Below are 18,563 nucleotides of genomic sequence, written 5' to 3'. Positions count from 1 at the left end.
GAGCAGGCCCGTGGCGTAGGGTGACGCTGATGTCCCGCGCCGTAGAACTCCCCCTCGACCTCCCCGAGCTCACCGTGCAGTCGGCGGGCGGTGCCGGCGTCCGGCGCTCCGTCCTCCCGTCCGGCGTCCGGATCCTCAGCGAGGACGTGCCGGGCAGCAGCAGCGCCACCATCGGCATGTGGGTCGCGGTCGGGTCGCGCGACGAGCAGCCCGGCGACCTCGGGTCCACGCACTTCCTCGAGCACCTGCTCTTCAAGGGCACCCCGTCGCGCTCGGCGCTCGACATCGCCGTGGCCTTCGACGCGGTCGGCGGCGAGCACAACGCCGTCACCGCCAAGGAGTACACCTGCTACTACGCCAAGGTGCGGGATCGCGACCTCGGCATGGCCGTGGACGTGCTGGCCGACATGGTCACCTCCAGCCTCATCGACGCCGAGGAGTTCGAGACCGAGCGCGGGGTCATCCTCGAGGAGCTCGCCATGGCGGACGACGACCCGGGCGACGTCACGAGCGAGCGCTTCTTCGAGGCCGTGCTCGGGGATCACCCGCTCGGCCGGCCCATCGGCGGCAGCCCCGCGGACATCGAGGCCGCCGAGCGCGAGGCCGTCGTCGCCCACTACCGCCGCAACTACCGCCCGCAGGACCTCGTCATCACGGCGGCCGGCGCGGTGGACCACGACGCCCTCGTCACCCGCGTCACCGTGGGCCTCGAGCGCGCCGGCTGGGACCTGTCCGTCCTCGCCGCGCCCGTCGCCCGCCGGACCGGCGACGTCGGCGTCATCACGCGCGGCAGCGACCTCGTCGTCGTCGACCGCCCCATCGAGCAGACCAACATCCTGCTCGGCGTTCCGGGCCTCGCCGCGTCCGACGACCGGCGCCCCGCCCTCGCCATGCTCAACTCCGTGCTCGGCGGCGGCATGTCGTCGCGCCTGTTCCAGGAGGTGCGCGAGAAGCGCGGCCTCGCCTACTCCGTCTACTCCTTCGGCGCGTCCTACTCGGACGCGGGCGTCTTCGGCCTCTACGCCGGATGCACGGCCGCCAAGACCGCGCAGGTCTCCCGCCTCATGATCGACGAGTTCCGGCGCCTCGCCGAGGACCACGTGACCGACGAGGAGCTGACCCGCGCCTTCGGCCAGCTCTCCGGCCAGTCGGCCCTCGCGCTCGAGGACTCGGACACGCGCATGTCGCGGCTCGGCCGGTCGGAGATCACGACGGGCGAGTACGTCGACCTCGACGAGACGCTCACCCGCCTGTCCCGTGTCACCGCCGAGGACGTCCGCTCCCTCGCGGCCGACCTCGTCTCCCGTCCGCTCTCGATCGCCGCTGTGGGCACCGTCGGCGCCGACGCGTTCGCCCCGCTGCTCGAGACCCGCTCGCTCCTCTAGGAGGATCCGTGTCCCACTACATCTACCTCGTTCGCCACGGCGAGCAGCAGGACGCCGAGCACGGGCTGCCCGACGGCCCGCTCTCCGGCCGCGGCAAGCGCCAGGCGCACTGCATCGCCGACCGGCTGAGCGGGGTGCCGTTCACGTCGGTGCGCCACTCGCCGCTCGCGCGCGCGGAGGAGACGGCCGCGATCATGGCCCAGCGCATGCCGGCCGTCGAGCCGGAGCCGTCGTCCCTGCTGTTCGACTGCATCCCGTCGGGTCCCGTGCCCGACATGCCGCACGCCTTCGAGTCGTTCTTCGGCGGGGTGACCGAGGAGGAGATCGACGCGGGCAGCGCCCAGATGGCCGACGCGGTGAGCGAGTTCCTGGCGCCGGCGCGCGGCGACCGGCACGACCTCCTCATCACGCACAACTTCGTCATCGCGTGGTTCGTGCGGCACGTGTTCGACGCCCCCGAGTGGCGCTGGATGGGGATCAACCAGGCCAACTGCGGCCTCACGATCATCCGGGTGCGCTCCGCGAAGCCGCCCGTCCTCGTGGTGCACAACGACCTCGGCCACCTCCCGGTCGAGCTCCGCACGGGACTGCCGGAGCAGCAGCCCTACTAGGCGGGTCCGCCGGGGCGGCCACCGTCGCCGCGGACCGCGCCGGTACGCTGGCGGGATGACAACCACGGTCGCCGTCGTCGGCGCAACGGGCCGCATGGGCCAGCTGATCACGCAGATCGTCGAGGCGAGCACCGAGTTCGAGCTCGTCGCCAGCCTCGACTCGAAGGACGAGCTGTCCGACATGCTCGGCGCCGACATCGCGGTCGACGTGACGCTCCCGGCGGTCAGCCAGGGCGTCGTCGAGTACGCCGTCGCGCACGGCATGAACGTGCTCGTGGGCACGAGCGGCTGGACGGGCGAGCGGATCCAGGACCTCGAGCGGCGGATCACGGGCAACCTCGCCGTGGGCGTCGTCATCATCCCGAACTTCTCGGTCGGCAGCGTCCTCGCGACATCCTTCGCGCAGATGGCGGCGCGCTTCTACGACTCCATCGAGATCGTCGAGGCGCACGGCGCCACGAAGATCGACTCGCCGTCGGGCACCGCCGTCCGCACCGCGGAGCTCATGTCGCAGGCCCGCGGCGCACGCGGCCCGGTGCAGGCGCCGCACACCGACCAGCGCGCCCGCGGCCAGCAGGTCGCGAGCATCCCCGTGCACAGCCTCCGGATGCAGGGCGTCGTCGCCAAGCAGGACGTGGTGTTCGGCGGGAACGGCGAGGTGCTCACCATCAGCCACGACACGCTCGCGCCGAGCGCCTATGAGGCGGGGATCCTGCTCGCCCTCCGCGCGGTCCGCACCGCCCGGGGCGTGGTGGTCGGGCTCGACCGCCTCATCGACCTCGACGGGTCGCGCGAGCGCGCCACCCGGGACGCGGCCGCCGCGCCGACCGGGCCCGTGGACGACGGCGGGCCGAGCGGCCAGGCGGCCACCGTCACGAGCTCCTGATGGGCACGCGCATCGGCGTGGCCCTCATGGCCGTTCTCATGATGCTGTACCTGGCGGTGGCCGGCCAGTTCGCCGTGCTGCTGATGATGTCGGGCGAGCTCGTCGGCGTGGCGCTCGGCCTCGGCCTCGTGTTCCTGTCGCTCGTCGGCGCGTGGGCCCTCGTCCGCGAGCTGCTGTTCGGGATCCGCAGCGCGCGCCTCACGCGGATCCTCGACGAGGAGGGCGGCCTGCCCGTCGCCGACCTGCCGTCCCGCGCGAGCGGCCGCCCCCTGCGGGACGCGGCCGACGCCGCCTTCCCCGCCTACCAGGCCGAGGTCGAGGAGGAGCCCGCCAGCTGGCGGGCGTGGTTCCGGCTGGGCCTCGCCTACGACGCGAGCGGCGACCGACGACGTGCGCGCGGCGCGATCCGCCGCGCGATCGCCCTGCACGGATCCGAGCCCGCCGCCTGACCGACCGGGCGACGGCGAACCGGCGGCTCAGGCCCTCGCGAGCAGCCGGTCGATCGCGAGCTCCACGGTGGGGTCGCGGAACGCGAAGCCGTCGGCGAGGAGCTTCTCGGGGCGCGCGGGCTGGCTGGACAGCAGCAGCTCCTGGCCCGCGTCCCGCAGTGCCAGCCGGATCAGGGCCTCCGGCGCGGGCACGAGGTAGGGCCGATGCATGCGCGTCGCGAGATGGCGCATGAGGCGGTCGGCCATGACGGGCTCGGGGCCGGTCAGGTTCACCGGGCCGGACAGCGACGACGTCAGCAGGTGCACGATGGCGGCGGCCTCGTCGCGGAGCGAGATCCACGGCCACACCTGGCCGCCCGTGCCGAGCTTCCCGGCGAGCCCCAGGTTCGTGAGGAGGCGCAGCGGCGCGAGGGCCCCCGCCTGCGCGAGCACGAGGCCGGTGCGCAGGGCGACGACGCGCACGTCCGCGGACGCCTGGAACGCCTCGGCCTCCCACGCCTCCACGACCTCGGCGAGGAAGCCCGTCCCGCGCGGCGAGTCCTCGGTGAGGCGCTCGGCGGGGCGGTCGCCGTAGAACCCCACAGCGGATCCGTTCAGCAGCACCCGGGGCGGCGTCGACGCCGACGCCAGGGCACCCACGATCGTGCGCGTCGCCTGCACGCGCGAGGACCGGATCTCCTCCTGGTACGGCTTCGTCCACGGCAGGCGGCTGATGGACGCGCCCGACAGGTTCACGACCGCGTCCACGCCGTCGAGCACCGCCGGGTCCAGACGGCCCTCCGCCGGCTGCCACTCGTGCTCGTCCGGACCCGAGGGGGCGTGCCGCACCAGCTTCTCCACGCGGTGCCCGGCCGCGCGCAGCTGCGCCTGCAGCTCGGTGCCGATGGTGCCGCCCGCGCCGGAGATCAGGACGGTGAGCGGGGCGGGGGATGCGGTGCTGTCGGACATGGTCGAGCCCTTCGTCGGTGCCCGTCAGCCTACGGCCCGGTCCTCCCACGAGCCGGGGCGGGCGCCGCGGGCGGTCGCGTACAGTGACGGTCGTGCCCCACGACGACATCGCCTTCCGCTCCGACATGACCGTGGAGCTCGTCCGCTCGAGCGCCCACGACTCCGACGTGATCTTCGCCGCCCGCGTCTCCACCGCCGGCGAGAAGACCCTCGAGCGCGCGCTCGACGAGCCGGACGGCCAGGACCGCGCCCTCGAGGGCGACGTCGACACGGAGGCCGAGGAGAAGCGCGTGAAGCGCGACCGCGGCCTCATCAACTACCTCATACGCGACCGCCACGGATCGCCCTTCGAGCACAACTCCATGACCTTCTACGTGCAGGCGCCGATCTTCGTCTTCCGCGAGTTCATGCGCCACCGCATGGCCTCCTACAACGAGGAGTCGGGCCGCTACAAGGAGCTCGACCCCGTGTTCTACGTGCCCGGGCCCGAGCGCAACCTCGTGCAGGTCGGCAAGCCCGGCGCGTACGAGTTCCTCGCCGGGAGCCCGGAGCAGACCGACCTCGTCCAGGCCGAGACCCGCCGCACCTCGACGGAGGCCTACGCGTCCTACCAGCGGATGCTCGGCGAGGGCGTGGCCCGCGAGGTCGCGCGCATCGTCCTGCCGCTCAACATCTACTCGTCCATGTACGTGACGCTCAACGCGCGCGCCCTCATGAACTTCCTGTCGCTGCGCACCAAGCACGAGGACTCGACGTTCCCGAGCTTCCCGCAGCGGGAGATCGAGATGTGCGCGGAGAAGATGGAGACCGAGTTCGAGCGGCTCATGCCCCTCACCCACGCGGCCTTCCAGAAGAACGGCCGCGTCGCGCCGTAGCGCGCCCGGACCCGACGACCGTCCGCCCGATACGATGGAGCGCGTGTCCACAGAGAACCCCTTCGGCCAGGTCCTGGTGGCGCTCGTCACCCCGTTCACGGCCGACGGCGAGGTCGACTGGCCGGGCGTCGAGAAGCACATCGACGACGTCATCGTGGCGGGCGCGGACGGCATCGTCGTCACGGGCACCACGGGGGAGACCAGCACGCTGACGGACCCCGAGAAGGTCAAGCTCGTCGAGGTCGGCCGCTCGGTGAGCGCGGGCCGCGCGAAGATCATCACGGGCGGCGGGTCGAACGAGACCGCGCACGCCATGCAGCTCGCCCGCCAGAGCGAGAAGGCGGGCGCCGACGGCAACATGATCGTGACGCCGTACTACAACAAGCCCACGCAGGCCGGCGTCCTCACGCACTTCCGGATGATCGCCGACGCCACCGACCTGCCGGTCATCCTGTACGACATCCCGGGCCGCACGGGCATCCCCATCCAGTACGAGACGATCCTCCGGGCCGCCAAGCACCCGAACATCCTCGCCATCAAGGACGCCAAGGGCGACCTCGCGCAGGCCAGCCGCGTGCTCAACCAGACCGGCCTCATGTACTTCGCGGGCGACGACGCCAACGCGCTGCCGACCCTCGCGATCGGCGGCACCGGGCTCATCGGGGTCACCGCCAACGTCACCGCCACGCCGTACCGCACCATGGTCGACGCCGTGAACGCGGGCGACCTCGCCGCCGCCACGCACGCGCACCAGCAGCTCGAGCCGCTCGTCCGCGCCGTCATGACCCACGTGCCCGGCACGGTCGCGGCGAAGTACATCCTCCACGGCCTCGGCCGCATCGGCAGCCCCCGCGTCCGCCTGCCCCTCGTGGGCCCGGAGGAGTGGGAGGCCGCCCAGATCGAGGACGAGATCGACCTCGTCCGCGACGTCCCCGGCGTCGACTTCCGCAACTTCCGCCCCGACCGCAACGCCGCCGCCGGCGGAGCCCTGCCGAAGATCGCGGGCACCACGCGCTGACGCGCCCCACGCACATCCCCGCCGGCCCCTTCGGGCCGCACCCCCGACCGAGGAGCCCCATGCCCCAGACGATCTACGATCCCCCCGCGCTCAAGCCCGGCATCCTGCGCATCACGCCCATCGGCGGCCTGGGCGAGATCGGGCGCAACATGACCACGTTCGAGATCGACGGCAAGATCCTCGTCGTCGACTGCGGCGTGCTCTTCCCCGAGGAGCACCAGCCGGGCGTCGACCTGATCCTCCCCGACTTCTCCTCCATCGCGGACCGCCTCGACGACGTCGTCGGCATCGTGCTCACGCACGGCCACGAGGACCACATCGGCGCGGTGCCCTACCTCCTCAAGCTGAAGCAGGACATCCCGCTGATCGGCTCCGGCCTCACGCTCGCCCTCATCGAGGCGAAGCTCAAGGAGCACCGGATCAAGCCGTACACGTTCCAGGTCAAGGAGGGCGACCGCGAGCGCCTCGGGCCGTTCGAGCTCGAGTTCGTGGCCGTCAACCACTCCATCCCGGACGCCCTGGCCGTCGCCATCAAGACCGAGGCGGGCAGCGTGCTGCACACGGGCGACTTCAAGATGGACCAGCTGCCGCTCGACGACCGCATCACCGACCTGCGCGCCTTCGCGCGACTCGGCGAGGCCGGCATCGACCTCTTCATGTCCGACTCCACGAATGCGGACGTCCCCGGCTTCACGCCCACCGAGCGCTCCATCGGGCCGGTCCTCGAGGCCGTCATCTCGAAGGCGCCGCGCCGCGTCATCGTCGCGAGCTTCTCCAGCCACGTCCACCGCGTGCAGCAGGTGCTCGACGCCGCCGTCGCGAACGGGCGCCGCGTGGCGTTCATCGGCCGCTCGATGATCCGCAACATGACCATCGCGGCCGAGCTCGGCTACCTCAAGGTGCCGGAGGGGGTCCTCATCGACTCCAAGAAGGCCGTCAACCTGCCGGACGACAAGATCGTCTACATGAGCACGGGGTCGCAGGGCGAGCCGATGGCGGTGCTGAGCCGCATGGTCAACTCGGAGCACCAGATCGAGATCGGCCAGGACGACACCGTCATCCTCGCGTCGAGCCTCATCCCCGGCAACGAGAACGCCGTGTACCGGATCATCAACGGGCTCACGAAGCTCGGCGCGAACGTCGTGCACAAGGCCAACGCGAAGGTCCACGTCTCGGGCCACGCCGCCGCGGGCGAGCTGCTGTACTGCTACAACATCCTGAAGCCGCGGAACGTGCTCCCGGTGCACGGCGAGTACCGCCACCTGGTCGCGAACCAGCAGCTGGCGATCCAGACCGGCGTGCCGGAGCGCAACACGTTCCTCGCGGAGGACGGCACCGTCCTCGACATGAAGGACGGACACGTGCGCGTCACGGGGCAGCTCGACATCGGGTACGTCTACGTCGACGGCTCCACCGTGGGCGAGATCACCGACGCCGACCTCAAGGACCGCCGCATCCTCTCCGAGGAGGGCTTCGTCACGATCTTCGCGGTCGTCGAGCCGCAGACCGGCAAGGTCATCGTGGGCCCGGAGATCGAGGCGCGCGGCTTCGCCGAGGACAGCAAGGTCTTCGACAGCGTCAAGCCGCTCGTGGTCAAGGCGCTCGCGGAGGCCGCGGCCAACGGCACGCGCGACACGCACGCGTACGCGCAGGTCGTCCGGCGCACGGTCGGCCGCTGGGTCAACTCGTCGCACCGCCGCCGCCCGATGATCATCCCGGTGGTCATCGAGGCGTAGCGCCACGGCCGCCGCGGCGGAGCAGCGCGTCCCGGAGGGGGCGGGGGAGACCCCGCCCCCTCCGTCGTCCCCCGGGCTCCCGTCGGTGCTCGGTCGCGCGACCCGGAGCGCCTCCCCCTCGGGGCCCCCTCGCGTGGGCGCGCATGTCATCCCCGCGGCCGACCCGCCCGCCGTGCTCCGCCCCTAGCGTCGAGGGTGACCGGACGGACCGCTGGGGGACGCCGGGGAAGGAGCGGCCGTGGGCGTCTGGCGGAGATGGATCCTCCCGATCACGAGGCTCGTCGTGCTGGCCGCCATCGCGGTGGCCCTCGTGCGCATGGCGTTCTTCGGGACGACGGCGGAGGAGGCCTCCGAGACGCCGACGGGCTCCGTGGTCGAGTCGCAGGTGCCGGCGTCGATCGCGACCGTGGTCAACGACGTGACCGTGAAGGGCAGCATCCAGCCCGACCCCGCCGTCCCCGTGAAGGCGACGCTGCAGGGCAAGGTCTCCAAGCTCGTCGCCGGGCAGGGCGCCACGCTCGCGGCCGGCGACCCGATCCTCGTCATCCGCCAGGAGACCCCGGTCGACCCGGTGGTCGCCGCGGACGGCACGGTCACGCAGCCGAAGCCCAAGGTCGTCACCGAGACGGTCACCGTGAAGGCGGCCGGCTCGCTCACCGAGCTCGGCGTCCTCGTGGGCCAGGAGGTCGCCGTCGGCGACGCGGTCGGCCGGATCTCGCCGCCCACCTTCCGCGCGAGCGCCCCGCTCACCGCGGAGGAGCAGTACCGGCTCGTCACGCAGCCGGGCGCCGCGCGGGTCGCGATCACGTCGGGACCGGCCCCCTTCGAGTGCGCCGACCTCCGCATCGGCCAGCCGTCCGCGACGGCCGGCGACGGCGCGACGGGCGGCGCGGGCAACGCCGGATCCCCGGGATCCACCGGGTCCACGGGAGGCGGGGAGTCCGCGTCCACCGGCGCGACCGTCTCCTGCGCCGTGCCCGCCGGCACGCGCGTGTTCCCCGGGCTCGCCGCCGAGATCACGATCCCCGCGGGCGAGGCGCCCGACGTCCTCACCCTCCCGACCACCGCGGTCGAGGGCCTCGCCGACACGGGCAACGTCTGGCTGCCGTCGGAGTCCGGCGAGCCGGAGGAGCGCGCGGTCGGCCTCGGCATCAGCGACGGGAAGGTCGTGCAGATCACCTCCGGCCTCGCCGAGGGTGACATGGTGCTGGAGTTCGTGCCCGGCGCCCCCGCGCCCACGGCGGACCCCATGATGATGCAGGGCGGGTACGGCGGATGAGCCTCATCCGCCTCGAGCGGGTGACCCGCACGGTCCTCCGACCGGACGACGAGCCGCTGACGATCCTGCACGGCGTCGACCTCGACGTGTCCGTGGGCGACCACGTGTCGATCGTCGGCCGCTCCGGGTCCGGCAAGTCGACCCTGCTCAACATCCTCGGCCTGCTCGACACCCCCACCACCGGCGAGGTCCTCCTCGACGACGTGCCCATGGCCCGCGTCTCCGGCTCCCGCCGCGACCGGGCCCGGGGCGGGGACATCGGCTTCATCTTCCAGCAGTTCAACCTGCTGCAGGGGCGCACGGCACGCGAGAACGTGATGACGCCGCTGCTCTACTCCACCGGCCGCACCTTCTGGCGGCGCGCGTCCATCGCCGCCGACATGCTCGAGCGCGTCGGCCTCGGCCACCGGATCGACTCCATGCCGGAGACCCTGTCCGGCGGCGAGCAGCAGCGCGTCGCCATCGCGCGGGCCCTCGTCCGCTCGCCGCGGCTGATCCTCGCCGACGAGCCCACGGGCGCCCTCGACATCGAGACCGGCGCGACAGTGATGACCCTGCTGGCCGAGGTGGCGCACGCGTCCGGCGCGGCGCTCGTCACCATCACGCACGACCCGACCGTCGCGGCGCGCGCCGACCGGCACCACCGGCTGGAGGCCGGCGTGCTCGCGCCGGCCGAGGCGCTCGTCCGCGAGGTGCTCGCGTGAGCGGCTGGCTCGCCCGCACGGGCACGGGCCTCGTCGGCGCGGTCGTCGAGGCGTGGGCGGAGCTGCGGATCCACCGCACGCGCGTCCTCCTCTCCCTCATCGGCGTCGCCGTCGCGGTCACGGCCATCACCTCCGTCGTCGGCCTCGGCGGGGTGGTCCAGCAGTCGCAGACGGAGCAGTACGAGCGCGAGTCGGGCCGGCCCGCGGCGCTGTCGGTGTCGACGTACTCGGAGACGGGGGCCGGGATGCCGTACGCGGACCAGCGCGCGCTCCTCGCCGAGACCGCCGACCGCTACGGCATCACGTGGTCCACGGTGATCGCCTCCGCGCCGTTCCCGGTCGAGCTCCCGGGCGGCACCGCCGAGGTGCAGGCGACCGTCGTGGACGTGGACTACGGCGAGATGCGCCGGGTCGACCTGGTGGACGGGCGGTGGTTCGACGACCGGGACGCGGACCGGCTCGCCCCGCCGATCGTGGTCAACGCGGCCTTCATGGCGGCCCTCGGCTCGCCGGAGCTCGCGACCCATCCCACCGCCGTGCTGCGGGGGTCCGAGGGCGACGCCACCGGCGTCGTGGTGGGCGTGACCCCGGACCGCTACGCGGAGGAGCCGCCTTCCATGCTCGTGCTCGCCGCGTCGGCGGAGCGGCTGATGGGGCCGACGGGGCTGGACGCGATGCAGCCGCAGATGGAGTTCTGGGTGCCGGAGGCGGAGTCCGAGGGGCTGATGGCGGCGATCCAGTCGGACGTGGCGGCGTCGGCTCCCGACGGCGTGCAGGCGACCGTCAACCGGACCGACTACGGCACGTACGACTACGACCCGCTCCTGTCGCTGAAGATCCTCGTCGGGGGAGTGGCCGGCCTCGTGCTCCTCCTCGGCGCGCTCGGCCTCGTCAACATCTCGCTCGTCACCGTCACGCAGCGGATCCGCGAGATCGGCGTCCGCCGCAGCTTCGGCGCGAGCGCGGGCCGCGTGTTCTTCGCCGTGATGATGGAGAGCGTCGTCGCCACGACGGCCGCGGGCGTGGTCGGCGTGATGGCGGCGGTCGCGATCGTCAAGAACCCCTGGATCCTCTCGTTCGTCTCCTCCGGCGTCACCGAGTTCCCGCCGTTCCCGCTCAGCGCCGCGCTCCTCGGGCTCGGCGCCTCGCTCGTGGTCGGGGCCATCGCGGGCCTGCTGCCGGCGCTCGTCGCGGTGCGGGTCTCCGTCATCGACGCGATCCGGTACTGATGCCGGGTCCGGGCGGCGAGCGTCCCGCCCGGCTCGGCGGACGTACGGCGACGGCGGCGCGGGATAACGTGGGTCGCATGGCTACGAGCACCAGGTCGACCAGCCGCGCCGGGAAGACCTCCTCGCCCGCGCCGCGCGCCACGCCCCCGCGCAAGGGGCGTGCCGCCGAGACGAAGCAGCAGACCGTCGCCTACCCCGTCCAGGCGGAGCGGCGCGGCCCGCTGGTCGTCGCGTGGATGGGCCTCGCCCACGCCACCGGGGCCCTCTTCCGCGCCCTCGGCCCGGAGAAGCTCGCGAAGGAGGAGCGCCGGGACGGCATCCCCTTCCTCCTCGTGGTCCTCGCGATCGCCGGCGTCGTCGTCGAGTGGTTCAACCCGCTGAACGACGTGGCGATGGCCTTCGACGCCTACACGTTCGGCGGCCTCTTCGGCCGGGTCGCGTTCGCGCTGCCCATCGTGATGGTCCTCCTCGCGCTCTGGCTCTTCCGCCACCCCGCGTCGGTCAGCGACAACGGGCGGATCGGCATCGGCGTCACGCTCTTCCTCGTCTCCATCTCGGCGCTCTGCCACCTCTTCAACGGGGCCCCGGATCCGCGCGACGGCATGCTCGCGCTGGCCCGCGCCGGCGGCGTCCTCGGCTGGGTGCTCGCGGCCCCGCTCGCCCTCCTCATCACGCCGATCGGCGCCGGCATCGTGGCCGGGATCCTCCTCGTGCTCTCCCTCTTCATCATCACGCGGACGCCGCCGAACCGCGTCGGCGTCCGCCTCCGCGAGCTCTACTCCTACCTCTTCGGCGCCCCGCCGGTGGACGAGGAGCAGCGCGCCGCCGACCGCGCCGCCCGCCGGTCCGGCGCGACCGAGCAGGTCGAGCTCGACGGCCTCGACGACGGCCCCGTGGACACCGACAGCCTCCCGTGGTGGCGCCGCAACCGCAGCCAGCGCGAGGACGCCCCGGCGTTCGACAGCCCCGTGCTCGCGCCGCACGCCGGGTCCGACGACGCGGACGAGGACCAGGACGACGACCGCGACCGCGACCGAGGCCGCGGCCGTCGCGGGCGGCCCGCCGCCGAGGCTCCCACCACCGTCATCGACCGCACCGTGGATCCGGACGCCTCCCGCCCCGAGCCCGGCGCCTTCGCCGGCGACGACGCGGCGACCCGACGCATCGACCTCGGCGAGCCCGTCGCGGACGCGACGGCCACCGCGATCCTGCCGTCCATCCCCGTGCACCCCACCGGCATCCGCGACGACGACGAGCCCGCCGTGCTCCCCGGGTTCGAGGACGACGGATCCGACGCGGCCACCGTCTCGGGGGAGTCCGACACCCCGCAGGCCCCCTACCGCCTGCCCGCGGCGAGCACCCTCTCGCCCGGCACGCCCGCGAAGTCGCGCTCGTCGGTCAACGACGAGGTGGTGCGCGCGCTCACCGAGGTGCTCACCAACTTCCAGGTCGACGCGACGGTCACCGGCTTCTCGCGCGGCCCGACGGTCACGCGCTACGAGCTCGAGCTCGCGCCCGGCGTCAAGGTCGAGCGCGTCACCGCGCTCGCCAAGAACATCAGCTACGCGGTCGCCTCCAACGAGGTCCGCATCCTCTCGCCCATCCCGGGGCGCAGCGCGATCGGCGTCGAGATCCCGAACACGGACCGCGAGATCGTCTCCCTCGGCGACGTCCTCCGCTCGTCGGCCGCCACGAACAGCGCGCACCCGATGACCATCGGCGTCGGCAAGGACGTCGAGGGCGGCTACGTCATCGCCAACCTCGCGAAGATGCCCCACCTCCTGGTCGCGGGATCCACGGGCTCGGGCAAGTCGAGCTTCGTCAACTCGATGATCACCTCGCTCCTCATGCGCGCGAAGCCGAGCGACGTGCGCATGGTCCTCATCGACCCGAAGCGCGTGGAGCTCACCATCTACGCGGGCGTGCCGCATCTCATCACGCCCATCATCACCAACCCGAAGAAGGCGGCCGAGGCGCTGCAGTGGGTGGTGAAGGAGATGGACATGAGGTACGACGACCTCGCCAGCTTCGGCTTCCGCCACATCGACGACTTCAACAAGGCCGTCACAAGCGGATCGATCGTGCTCCCCGAGGGCAGCGAGCGGACCCTCCGCCCGTACCCCTACCTCCTCGTCGTGGTGGACGAGCTCGCGGACCTCATGATGGTGGCGCCGCGCGACGTCGAGGACTCCATCGTCCGCATCACGCAGCTCGCACGCGCCGCCGGCATCCACCTGGTGCTCGCCACGCAGCGCCCCTCCGTCGACGTCGTCACGGGTCTCATCAAGGCCAACGTCCCGTCCCGCCTCGCGTTCGCGGTGTCGAGCATGACCGACTCCCGCGTGATCCTCGACCAGCCGGGCGCCGACAAGCTCATCGGCCAGGGCGACGGCCTCTTCCTCCCCATGGGCGCCAACAAGGCGGTCCGCGTGCAGGGCGCATGGGTGCAGGAGGCGGAGATCGCGAAGGTCGTCGAGCACGTGACGCGCCAGGCCCGCCCGGACTACCGCCAGGACGTCGCCGTCGCCGCCGAGCGCAAGGAGATCGACGCCGACATCGGCGACGACCTCGAGGTGCTGCTCGCCGCGGCCGAGCTCGTGGTCAGCACCCAGTTCGGCTCGACCTCGATGCTGCAGCGGAAGCTGCGCGTCGGGTTCGCCAAGGCCGGCCGGCTCATGGACCTCCTCGAGGCGCGCGAGATCGTCGGCCCGTCGGAGGGATCGAAGGCGCGCGACGTGCTCGTCTCGGCGGAGCAGCTGCCGGGCGTCCTCGCGACGCTGCGCGGGGAGACGCCGGCCGCCGCGCCCGCGGCAGCACCGGCAGCACCGGCCGCCATCGCCGCTGAGCCGGACGACGACCGCTACCCGTCGGATCCGCTGCACAAGGACCTCGACGCCTACGAGCAGGTGGAGGCCGAGGGCGACGACGACGCCTGGGGCCTCACGGGCAGGGACTGAGCCGTGGCCGAGCTGAGCGGATCGGGCGCCACCGGGATCGGGGCACCGCGCGTCTGGCGCGCGGGCGACTCCCCGGCTAGTCCCTGGAACGTCGCCAACGTCCTCACGATCGCCCGGATCCTGCTGGCCCCCGTCTTCGTCGTCCTGCTCGCGGCGGACGACGGTGCCGACGGGCCGCTCCGCTACGCGGCCGCCGCGCTGTTCGTGATCGCCATCGCGACCGACGGCGTCGACGGCCACATCGCGCGCAGCCGCAACCTCGTGACCGACCTCGGCAAGCTCCTCGACCCCATCGCCGATAAGGTGCTGACGGGCGCCGCCCTCGTGATGCTGTCCGTGCTCGGCGAGCTCCCGTGGTGGGTGACGATCGCGATCCTCGTGCGCGAGCTCGGCATCACGGCTTACCGGTTCGCGGTGCTCCGCGACCGCGTGGTGGCCGCGTCGCGCGGCGGCAAGCTGAAGACCGTCGCGCAGGCCGTGGCCATCAGCGTCGCGCTGCTGCCCCTGTGGGACGTCGTGGGCGACGGCATGCACGTCGTCAACACGGTGCTGATGTCGATCGCCTTCGTCCTCACGATCCTCTCCGGCCTCGACTACATGCGCCAGGCGCTGCGGTCGGAGCGCGCATCGTGACCGCCTTCGACGGCGTGACCGACGAGCAGCTCGCCGAGCGCGTGATCGCCGCCCTCGTCGCGAGCGGACGCCGCATCGCGGTCGCGGAGTCCCTCACGGGCGGCCTCCTGACGGCGGCCCTCGTCGGCGTCCCCGGAGCCTCCCGCGCGCTGTCGGGCGGCATCGTCTCCTACGACACGGCCCTCAAGCGCACGATCCTCGGCGTCGAGTCGTCGATCCTCGCGGTCCACGGCGCCGTGCACCCGGACGTCGCGCGGCAGATGGCCCGCGGCGTGCGCCAGGTCTGCGCGGTCGACGGACGCCCGGCCGACGTGGGCGTCTCCACGACCGGAGCCGCCGGTCCGGATCCGCAGGACGGACAGCGGCCGGGCACGGCGTTCGTGGGCCTGTCCGTCGACGGGGACTCGCGCGCCGTCGCGCTCCACCTCGACGGGGACCGTCAGGCGGTCCGCGCCGGGGTGGTGCGGGAGGCCCTCGCGACCCTCGTCGATGCGCTCGAATCCGGCGGGAACATCTGATGCGGGTCCCGCGTTGTCATGATCAGGTTCACAAGCAACGCCCAGTGCCCCTGCTTAGCCTGGGTCCTCGGCCGGATGCTCACCCATCAGCCCCGGACCTCCGGTTCGATCAGGCACCAGGCGCAACGAGGAGGGTCCCGTGGTTCTAGTCCGTCAGGAGATCGGCGACGTCCTTCGGGACTTCCGCCTGCAGAAGGGGCGCACGCTCCGACAGGTCGCCAGCAAGGCCAGCGTCGCGCTCGGCTACCTCAGCGAGGTCGAGCGGGGCCAGAAGGAGGCGTCGAGCGAGATCCTCGCCTCCGTCGCCGACGCGTTGGACACCCCCATCTCGGTCATCATGCGCGAGGTCGGCGACCGCCTCGCGGTCATCGAGGGGCTCAACCCCATCCCCGACACGATCCCGGACGAGCTCGTCGCCGGCTTCGACAGCGGCCTCGTCGCGCGCTGACCCCACCACCACGACCTCCCGCCCCGCCCGTCCTCGCGACGGGCGGGGCGTCGTCGTGCCGGGCGCAGCGGGTAGCGTGAGGGCATGCGACTGAGCGAGTTCCAGCGGGCCGTCTCCGACGAGTTCGGTGCCGGCTACGGACCGGTGCTCGTCGCGGACCTCGTGCTCGGCGAGCTCGGCGGGCGCACGTGCGCGCAGGCGCTGAAGGACGGCACGCCCGCCCGCGAGGTGTGGCTCGCCCTCTGCCGCGCGCAGGACGTGCCGCGATCGCGCTGGAACGGCGCCGGCGTGCCCGAGCCGCGCGCCTGACGTCCTCTCGCCCGCCACTTGGGCGGCGTACCGCGGCGACACGCGGCGCGCCGTTCGAATATCCCTTCGAACGCGCGTAGTCTCCCCACAGGAGCGATTCGAAGCGCGGACTGCACAGGTCCGGCCCTCGACGGCAGCGATGTCGGCGGTGCCGCATAACGTGCACCTCGCGGAGATCACCCGTCGCCTTGTCGGTGCCGGACCCCGCGGCCAGCGGGAGCGGAGCGACAGCCTGCAGGCACATCACCTTCGACACGAGGAGCACCCCATGGCATCATCGGCAGACCGCGAGAAGTCCCTCGAGACCGCGCTCGCCCAGATCGACCGTCAGTTCGGAAAGGGCTCGGTCATGCGCCTGGGCAGCGACGAGCGCGCGCCCGTCGCCGTCATCCCCACCGGCTCCGTCGCGCTGGACGTGGCCCTCGGCATCGGCGGGCTCCCGCGCGGCCGCATCGTCGAGATCTACGGCCCGGAGTCCTCGGGGAAGACCACGCTGACGCTGCACGCCATCGCGAACGCGCAGCGCGCCGGCGGCATCGCCGCCTTCATCGACGCGGAGCACGCGCTCGACCCGGAGTACGCGAAGAAGCTCGGCGTCGACATCGACGCGCTCCTCGTCTCCCAGCCCGACACGGGTGAGCAGGCCCTCGAGATCGCGGACATGCTCGTGCGCTCGGGCTCCATCGACCTGGTCGTCATCGACTCGGTGGCGGCGCTCGTGCCGCGTGCCGAGATCGAGGGCGAGATGGGCGACTCGCACGTCGGCCTCCAGGCGCGCCTCATGTCGCAGGCGCTCCGCAAGCTCACGGGCGGGCTCAGCCAGACGCAGACCACCATGATCTTCATCAACCAGCTCCGCGAGAAGATCGGCGTGTTCTTCGGCAGCCCGGAGACCACCGCGGGCGGCAAGGCGCTGAAGTTCTACGCGTCCGTGCGCCTCGACATCCGTCGCATCGAGACCCTGAAGGACGGCACCGACGCGGTCGGCAACCGCACCCGCGTCAAGGTCGTCAAGAACAAGATGGCGCCGCCCTTCAAGCAGGCGGAGTTCGACATCCTCTACGGCACGGGCATCTCGCGCGAGGGCAGCCTCATCGACTTCGGCGTCGAGCACGAGATCGTCCGCAAGTCCGGCGCCTGGTACACGTACGACGGCGACCAGCTCGGGCAGGGCAAGGAGAACTCGCGCAAGCACCTCCTCAACAACCCGGAGATCGCCGCCGAGATCGAGCAGAAGATCAAGGTCAAGCTCGGCCTCGTGAAGGACCCGAACGCCGACGCGGCCGCGGCCGACGCGGCTCCGGCGCCCGTCGCCGCCGTGGCGCCGAAGGCATCCGCACGCAAGAGCGCCTGACCCGGCGCTCCACCGGCGGGGCGCGTCCACCCGACGCGCCCCGCCCTCCGCACGACACCGGCACGACGCCGTGATCCACGCACCGCGCGATCCGCCGTCGTCCACCTGAGGACGGAAGCACCATGGTCAGATTCCCCTCCGAGGACGAGCAGGGCACCGGCCCCAGCCCGGACGAGGTCGCGCCCGTCGCGTCGCTCGCCGACCGGCGTTCCCGCCGCGCCGCCGCGCGGCCGTCCATCGAGCCGACGGCACCCGTCGAGGAGCCGCCCGCGACGCGGGTCGAGCCCACGCATCCGTCGCGGGGCCGCACGGTCACCGAGGTCGACGGCATCGTCACGATCGGTGCCGCGGTCGACGCCTCCGAGGCCGGTCGCGCGCTGGCCGCGCAGGAGCGCATCGCCGAGGCGCGCCGCGTCCTGGCCGAGGCCGAGGCGCAGGCGGCCCGAGGGGCGTCCGACGCCGGGTCCGCTCCGTGGACCGAGGCCCGCCTGGACGAGACCGACCCCGCCGAAGCCGACGAGACCCCCGCCGCTTGGCGGGCCGAGCAGGAGCGCGCGGAACGCGCACGCGCGAAGGCCGAGCAGGACGAGGCGTACCGGCAGGACATGCTCCGGCTCGAGGAGGACCGCGTCGAGGACGCGCGTCGTGAGGCCGAGGCCGAGGAGGAGCGTGCCGCCGAGCGCACTCCCGAGCGCCAGCGCCGACGTGCCGACAACGTCCTCGCCAACCGGCTGCGCGGCCGGGGCCTCTCGCTCGCCGAGGCGCGCGAGGTGCTCGACGGAGCCGAGATCGATCCCGACATCACCGAGGAGACGCTCGCGCGCTACGTCTCCCTGCAGTACATCGACGAGGCCGCGCTGGCGGAGCAGATCCTGCACACGCACCTCGACCGCAAGGGCCTCGGTCGGCGTTCGGTCGAGATGGAGATGCGTCGCCGCAAGCTCGACCCGCTCGTCATCGAGGAGGCCATGGCGGAGCAGCCCGACGAGGAGCTCGCCCGCGCCACCGAGGTGGCGATGAAGCGCGTCGGGCAGCTCTCGTCCTACGACGACGAGACCGCCGAGCGCCGCCTCACGTCGTTCCTCATGCGTCGTGGCTACGGCGGCGGGGTCGTGCGCGATGCGGCCAAGGCGGCGCTGGCGACGCGTCGTGGCTCGTCGCGCGTGCGCTTCCGCTGACCGGTCGCGGGGGAGCGGTGCATGCCCGCACGTAGGATCGAGTCAT

Annotated in this window: 18 protein-coding genes; 17 read left to right on the top strand and 1 reads right to left on the bottom strand. The window is 72.8% G+C overall.

Features of this window, described 5'->3' with window-relative positions; translation table 11 throughout:
* Window positions 1–29 precede the first annotated feature (29 nt).
* From ACT7CP_RS10720 to ACT7CP_RS10705, 4 genes are read left to right on the top strand one after another with little or no spacing between them, the layout of a single operon-like run.
* Entirely contained in the window at window positions 30–1,385 is a 1,356-nt protein-coding gene (locus tag ACT7CP_RS10720; protein ID WP_445442197.1) for a M16 family metallopeptidase, read from the top strand.
* An 8-nt stretch (window positions 1,386–1,393) separates the two neighbouring features.
* Window positions 1,394–1,996 (top strand): histidine phosphatase family protein, encoded by a 603-nt coding sequence (locus ACT7CP_RS10715; RefSeq protein ID WP_413963419.1) that lies wholly within the window; start codon window positions 1,394–1,396, stop codon window positions 1,994–1,996.
* A gap of 55 nt (window positions 1,997–2,051) precedes the next feature.
* A complete protein-coding gene (gene dapB / locus ACT7CP_RS10710) occupies window positions 2,052–2,882 on the top strand; it encodes a 4-hydroxy-tetrahydrodipicolinate reductase (RefSeq protein ID WP_413963418.1) in 831 nt (276 codons plus the stop codon).
* Window positions 2,882–3,331 (top strand): hypothetical protein, encoded by a 450-nt coding sequence (locus ACT7CP_RS10705; protein ID WP_445442196.1) that lies wholly within the window; start codon window positions 2,882–2,884, stop codon window positions 3,329–3,331. The genes dapB and ACT7CP_RS10705 overlap by 1 nt, the downstream gene beginning before the upstream one ends.
* 27 nt (window positions 3,332–3,358) lie before the next feature.
* On the opposite strand, the gene ACT7CP_RS10700 is transcribed toward ACT7CP_RS10705, so the two are convergent.
* Entirely contained in the window at window positions 3,359–4,279 is a 921-nt protein-coding gene (locus tag ACT7CP_RS10700) for a TIGR01777 family oxidoreductase (RefSeq protein ID WP_445442195.1), read from the bottom strand.
* Window positions 4,280–4,362: 83 nt separating this feature from the next.
* On the opposite strand from ACT7CP_RS10700, the gene thyX reads away from it, so the two are divergent.
* From thyX to ACT7CP_RS10635, 13 genes are all read left to right on the top strand, one after another.
* Window positions 4,363–5,154, top strand: coding sequence for an FAD-dependent thymidylate synthase (thyX, locus tag ACT7CP_RS10695; protein ID WP_445442194.1), 792 nt, complete (start codon window positions 4,363–4,365; stop codon window positions 5,152–5,154).
* Between the two features lie 34 nt (window positions 5,155–5,188).
* Window positions 5,189–6,172 carry a 4-hydroxy-tetrahydrodipicolinate synthase gene (gene dapA, locus ACT7CP_RS10690; RefSeq protein ID WP_445442193.1) on the top strand — a complete coding sequence of 328 codons (984 nt, stop codon included), beginning with the start codon at window positions 5,189–5,191 and terminating at the stop codon, window positions 6,170–6,172.
* Between the two features lie 59 nt (window positions 6,173–6,231).
* Entirely contained in the window at window positions 6,232–7,908 is a 1,677-nt protein-coding gene (locus ACT7CP_RS10685) for a ribonuclease J (RefSeq protein WP_445442192.1), read from the top strand.
* 238 nt (window positions 7,909–8,146) lie between these two features.
* On the top strand, window positions 8,147–9,187 hold the full coding sequence (locus ACT7CP_RS10680) for an efflux RND transporter periplasmic adaptor subunit (protein ID WP_445442191.1): 1,041 nt from the start codon (window positions 8,147–8,149) through the stop codon (window positions 9,185–9,187).
* Window positions 9,184–9,891, top strand: coding sequence for an ABC transporter ATP-binding protein (locus ACT7CP_RS10675; RefSeq protein WP_445442190.1), 708 nt, complete (start codon window positions 9,184–9,186; stop codon window positions 9,889–9,891). Before ACT7CP_RS10680 ends, ACT7CP_RS10675 begins: the two co-directional genes overlap by 4 nt.
* Window positions 9,888–11,120, top strand: a complete 1,233-nt coding sequence (locus tag ACT7CP_RS10670) for an ABC transporter permease (protein WP_445442189.1) — start codon at window positions 9,888–9,890, stop codon at window positions 11,118–11,120. Before ACT7CP_RS10675 ends, ACT7CP_RS10670 begins: the two co-directional genes overlap by 4 nt.
* Window positions 11,121–11,197: 77 nt before the next feature.
* On the top strand, window positions 11,198–14,077 hold the full coding sequence (locus tag ACT7CP_RS10665) for an FtsK/SpoIIIE family DNA translocase (RefSeq protein ID WP_445442188.1): 2,880 nt from the start codon (window positions 11,198–11,200) through the stop codon (window positions 14,075–14,077).
* A 3-nt stretch (window positions 14,078–14,080) separates the two neighbouring features.
* Window positions 14,081–14,710, top strand: a complete 630-nt coding sequence (gene pgsA / locus ACT7CP_RS10660) for a CDP-diacylglycerol--glycerol-3-phosphate 3-phosphatidyltransferase (protein ID WP_445442187.1) — start codon at window positions 14,081–14,083, stop codon at window positions 14,708–14,710.
* Complete coding sequence (locus tag ACT7CP_RS10655) at window positions 14,707–15,228, top strand: CinA family protein (protein WP_445442186.1); 522 nt, start codon at window positions 14,707–14,709, stop codon at window positions 15,226–15,228. Before pgsA ends, ACT7CP_RS10655 begins: the two co-directional genes overlap by 4 nt.
* Window positions 15,229–15,367: 139 nt before the next feature.
* Window positions 15,368–15,676 (top strand): helix-turn-helix domain-containing protein, encoded by a 309-nt coding sequence (locus ACT7CP_RS10650; protein WP_307507543.1) that lies wholly within the window; start codon window positions 15,368–15,370, stop codon window positions 15,674–15,676.
* An 84-nt stretch (window positions 15,677–15,760) separates the two neighbouring features.
* On the top strand, window positions 15,761–15,985 hold the full coding sequence (locus ACT7CP_RS10645; protein ID WP_413963405.1) for a DUF3046 domain-containing protein: 225 nt from the start codon (window positions 15,761–15,763) through the stop codon (window positions 15,983–15,985).
* A 268-nt stretch (window positions 15,986–16,253) separates the two neighbouring features.
* Complete coding sequence (gene recA, locus ACT7CP_RS10640; RefSeq protein ID WP_307507547.1) at window positions 16,254–17,339, top strand: recombinase RecA; 1,086 nt, start codon at window positions 16,254–16,256, stop codon at window positions 17,337–17,339.
* A gap of 122 nt (window positions 17,340–17,461) precedes the next feature.
* Window positions 17,462–18,517: a regulatory protein RecX gene (locus ACT7CP_RS10635; protein ID WP_445442185.1), complete on the top strand. Its 1,056-nt coding sequence runs from the start codon at window positions 17,462–17,464 to the stop codon at window positions 18,515–18,517.
* The last annotated feature ends 46 nt before the right edge of the window (window positions 18,518–18,563 follow it).

The organism is Clavibacter rahimiani (assembly GCF_052654495.1).
The sequence above is the reverse complement of the archived record's forward strand: the minus strand, read 5'-3'. Positions and strand labels throughout refer to the sequence as shown.

Bases quoted from the DNA above. Each gene is read 5' to 3' on its own strand.
- ACT7CP_RS10720 (WP_445442197.1), top strand. From the start codon at position 30: ATGTCCCGCGCCGTAGAACTCCCCCTCGACCTCCCCGAGCTCACCGTG.
- dapB (WP_413963418.1), top strand. From the start codon at position 2,052: ATGACAACCACGGTCGCCGTCGTCGGCGCAACGGGCCGCATGGGCCAG.
- ACT7CP_RS10705 (WP_445442196.1), top strand. From the start codon at position 2,882: ATGGGCACGCGCATCGGCGTGGCCCTCATGGCCGTTCTCATGATGCTG.
- ACT7CP_RS10700 (WP_445442195.1), bottom strand. From the start codon at position 4,279: ATGTCCGACAGCACCGCATCCCCCGCCCCGCTCACCGTCCTGATCTCC.
- dapA (WP_445442193.1), top strand. From the start codon at position 5,189: ATGGAGCGCGTGTCCACAGAGAACCCCTTCGGCCAGGTCCTGGTGGCG.
- ACT7CP_RS10685 (WP_445442192.1), top strand. From the start codon at position 6,232: ATGCCCCAGACGATCTACGATCCCCCCGCGCTCAAGCCCGGCATCCTG.
- ACT7CP_RS10675 (WP_445442190.1), top strand. From the start codon at position 9,184: ATGAGCCTCATCCGCCTCGAGCGGGTGACCCGCACGGTCCTCCGACCG.
- ACT7CP_RS10665 (WP_445442188.1), top strand. From the start codon at position 11,198: ATGGCTACGAGCACCAGGTCGACCAGCCGCGCCGGGAAGACCTCCTCG.
- ACT7CP_RS10645 (WP_413963405.1), top strand. From the start codon at position 15,761: ATGCGACTGAGCGAGTTCCAGCGGGCCGTCTCCGACGAGTTCGGTGCC.
- recA (WP_307507547.1), top strand. From the start codon at position 16,254: ATGGCATCATCGGCAGACCGCGAGAAGTCCCTCGAGACCGCGCTCGCC.
- ACT7CP_RS10635 (WP_445442185.1), top strand. From the start codon at position 17,462: ATGGTCAGATTCCCCTCCGAGGACGAGCAGGGCACCGGCCCCAGCCCG.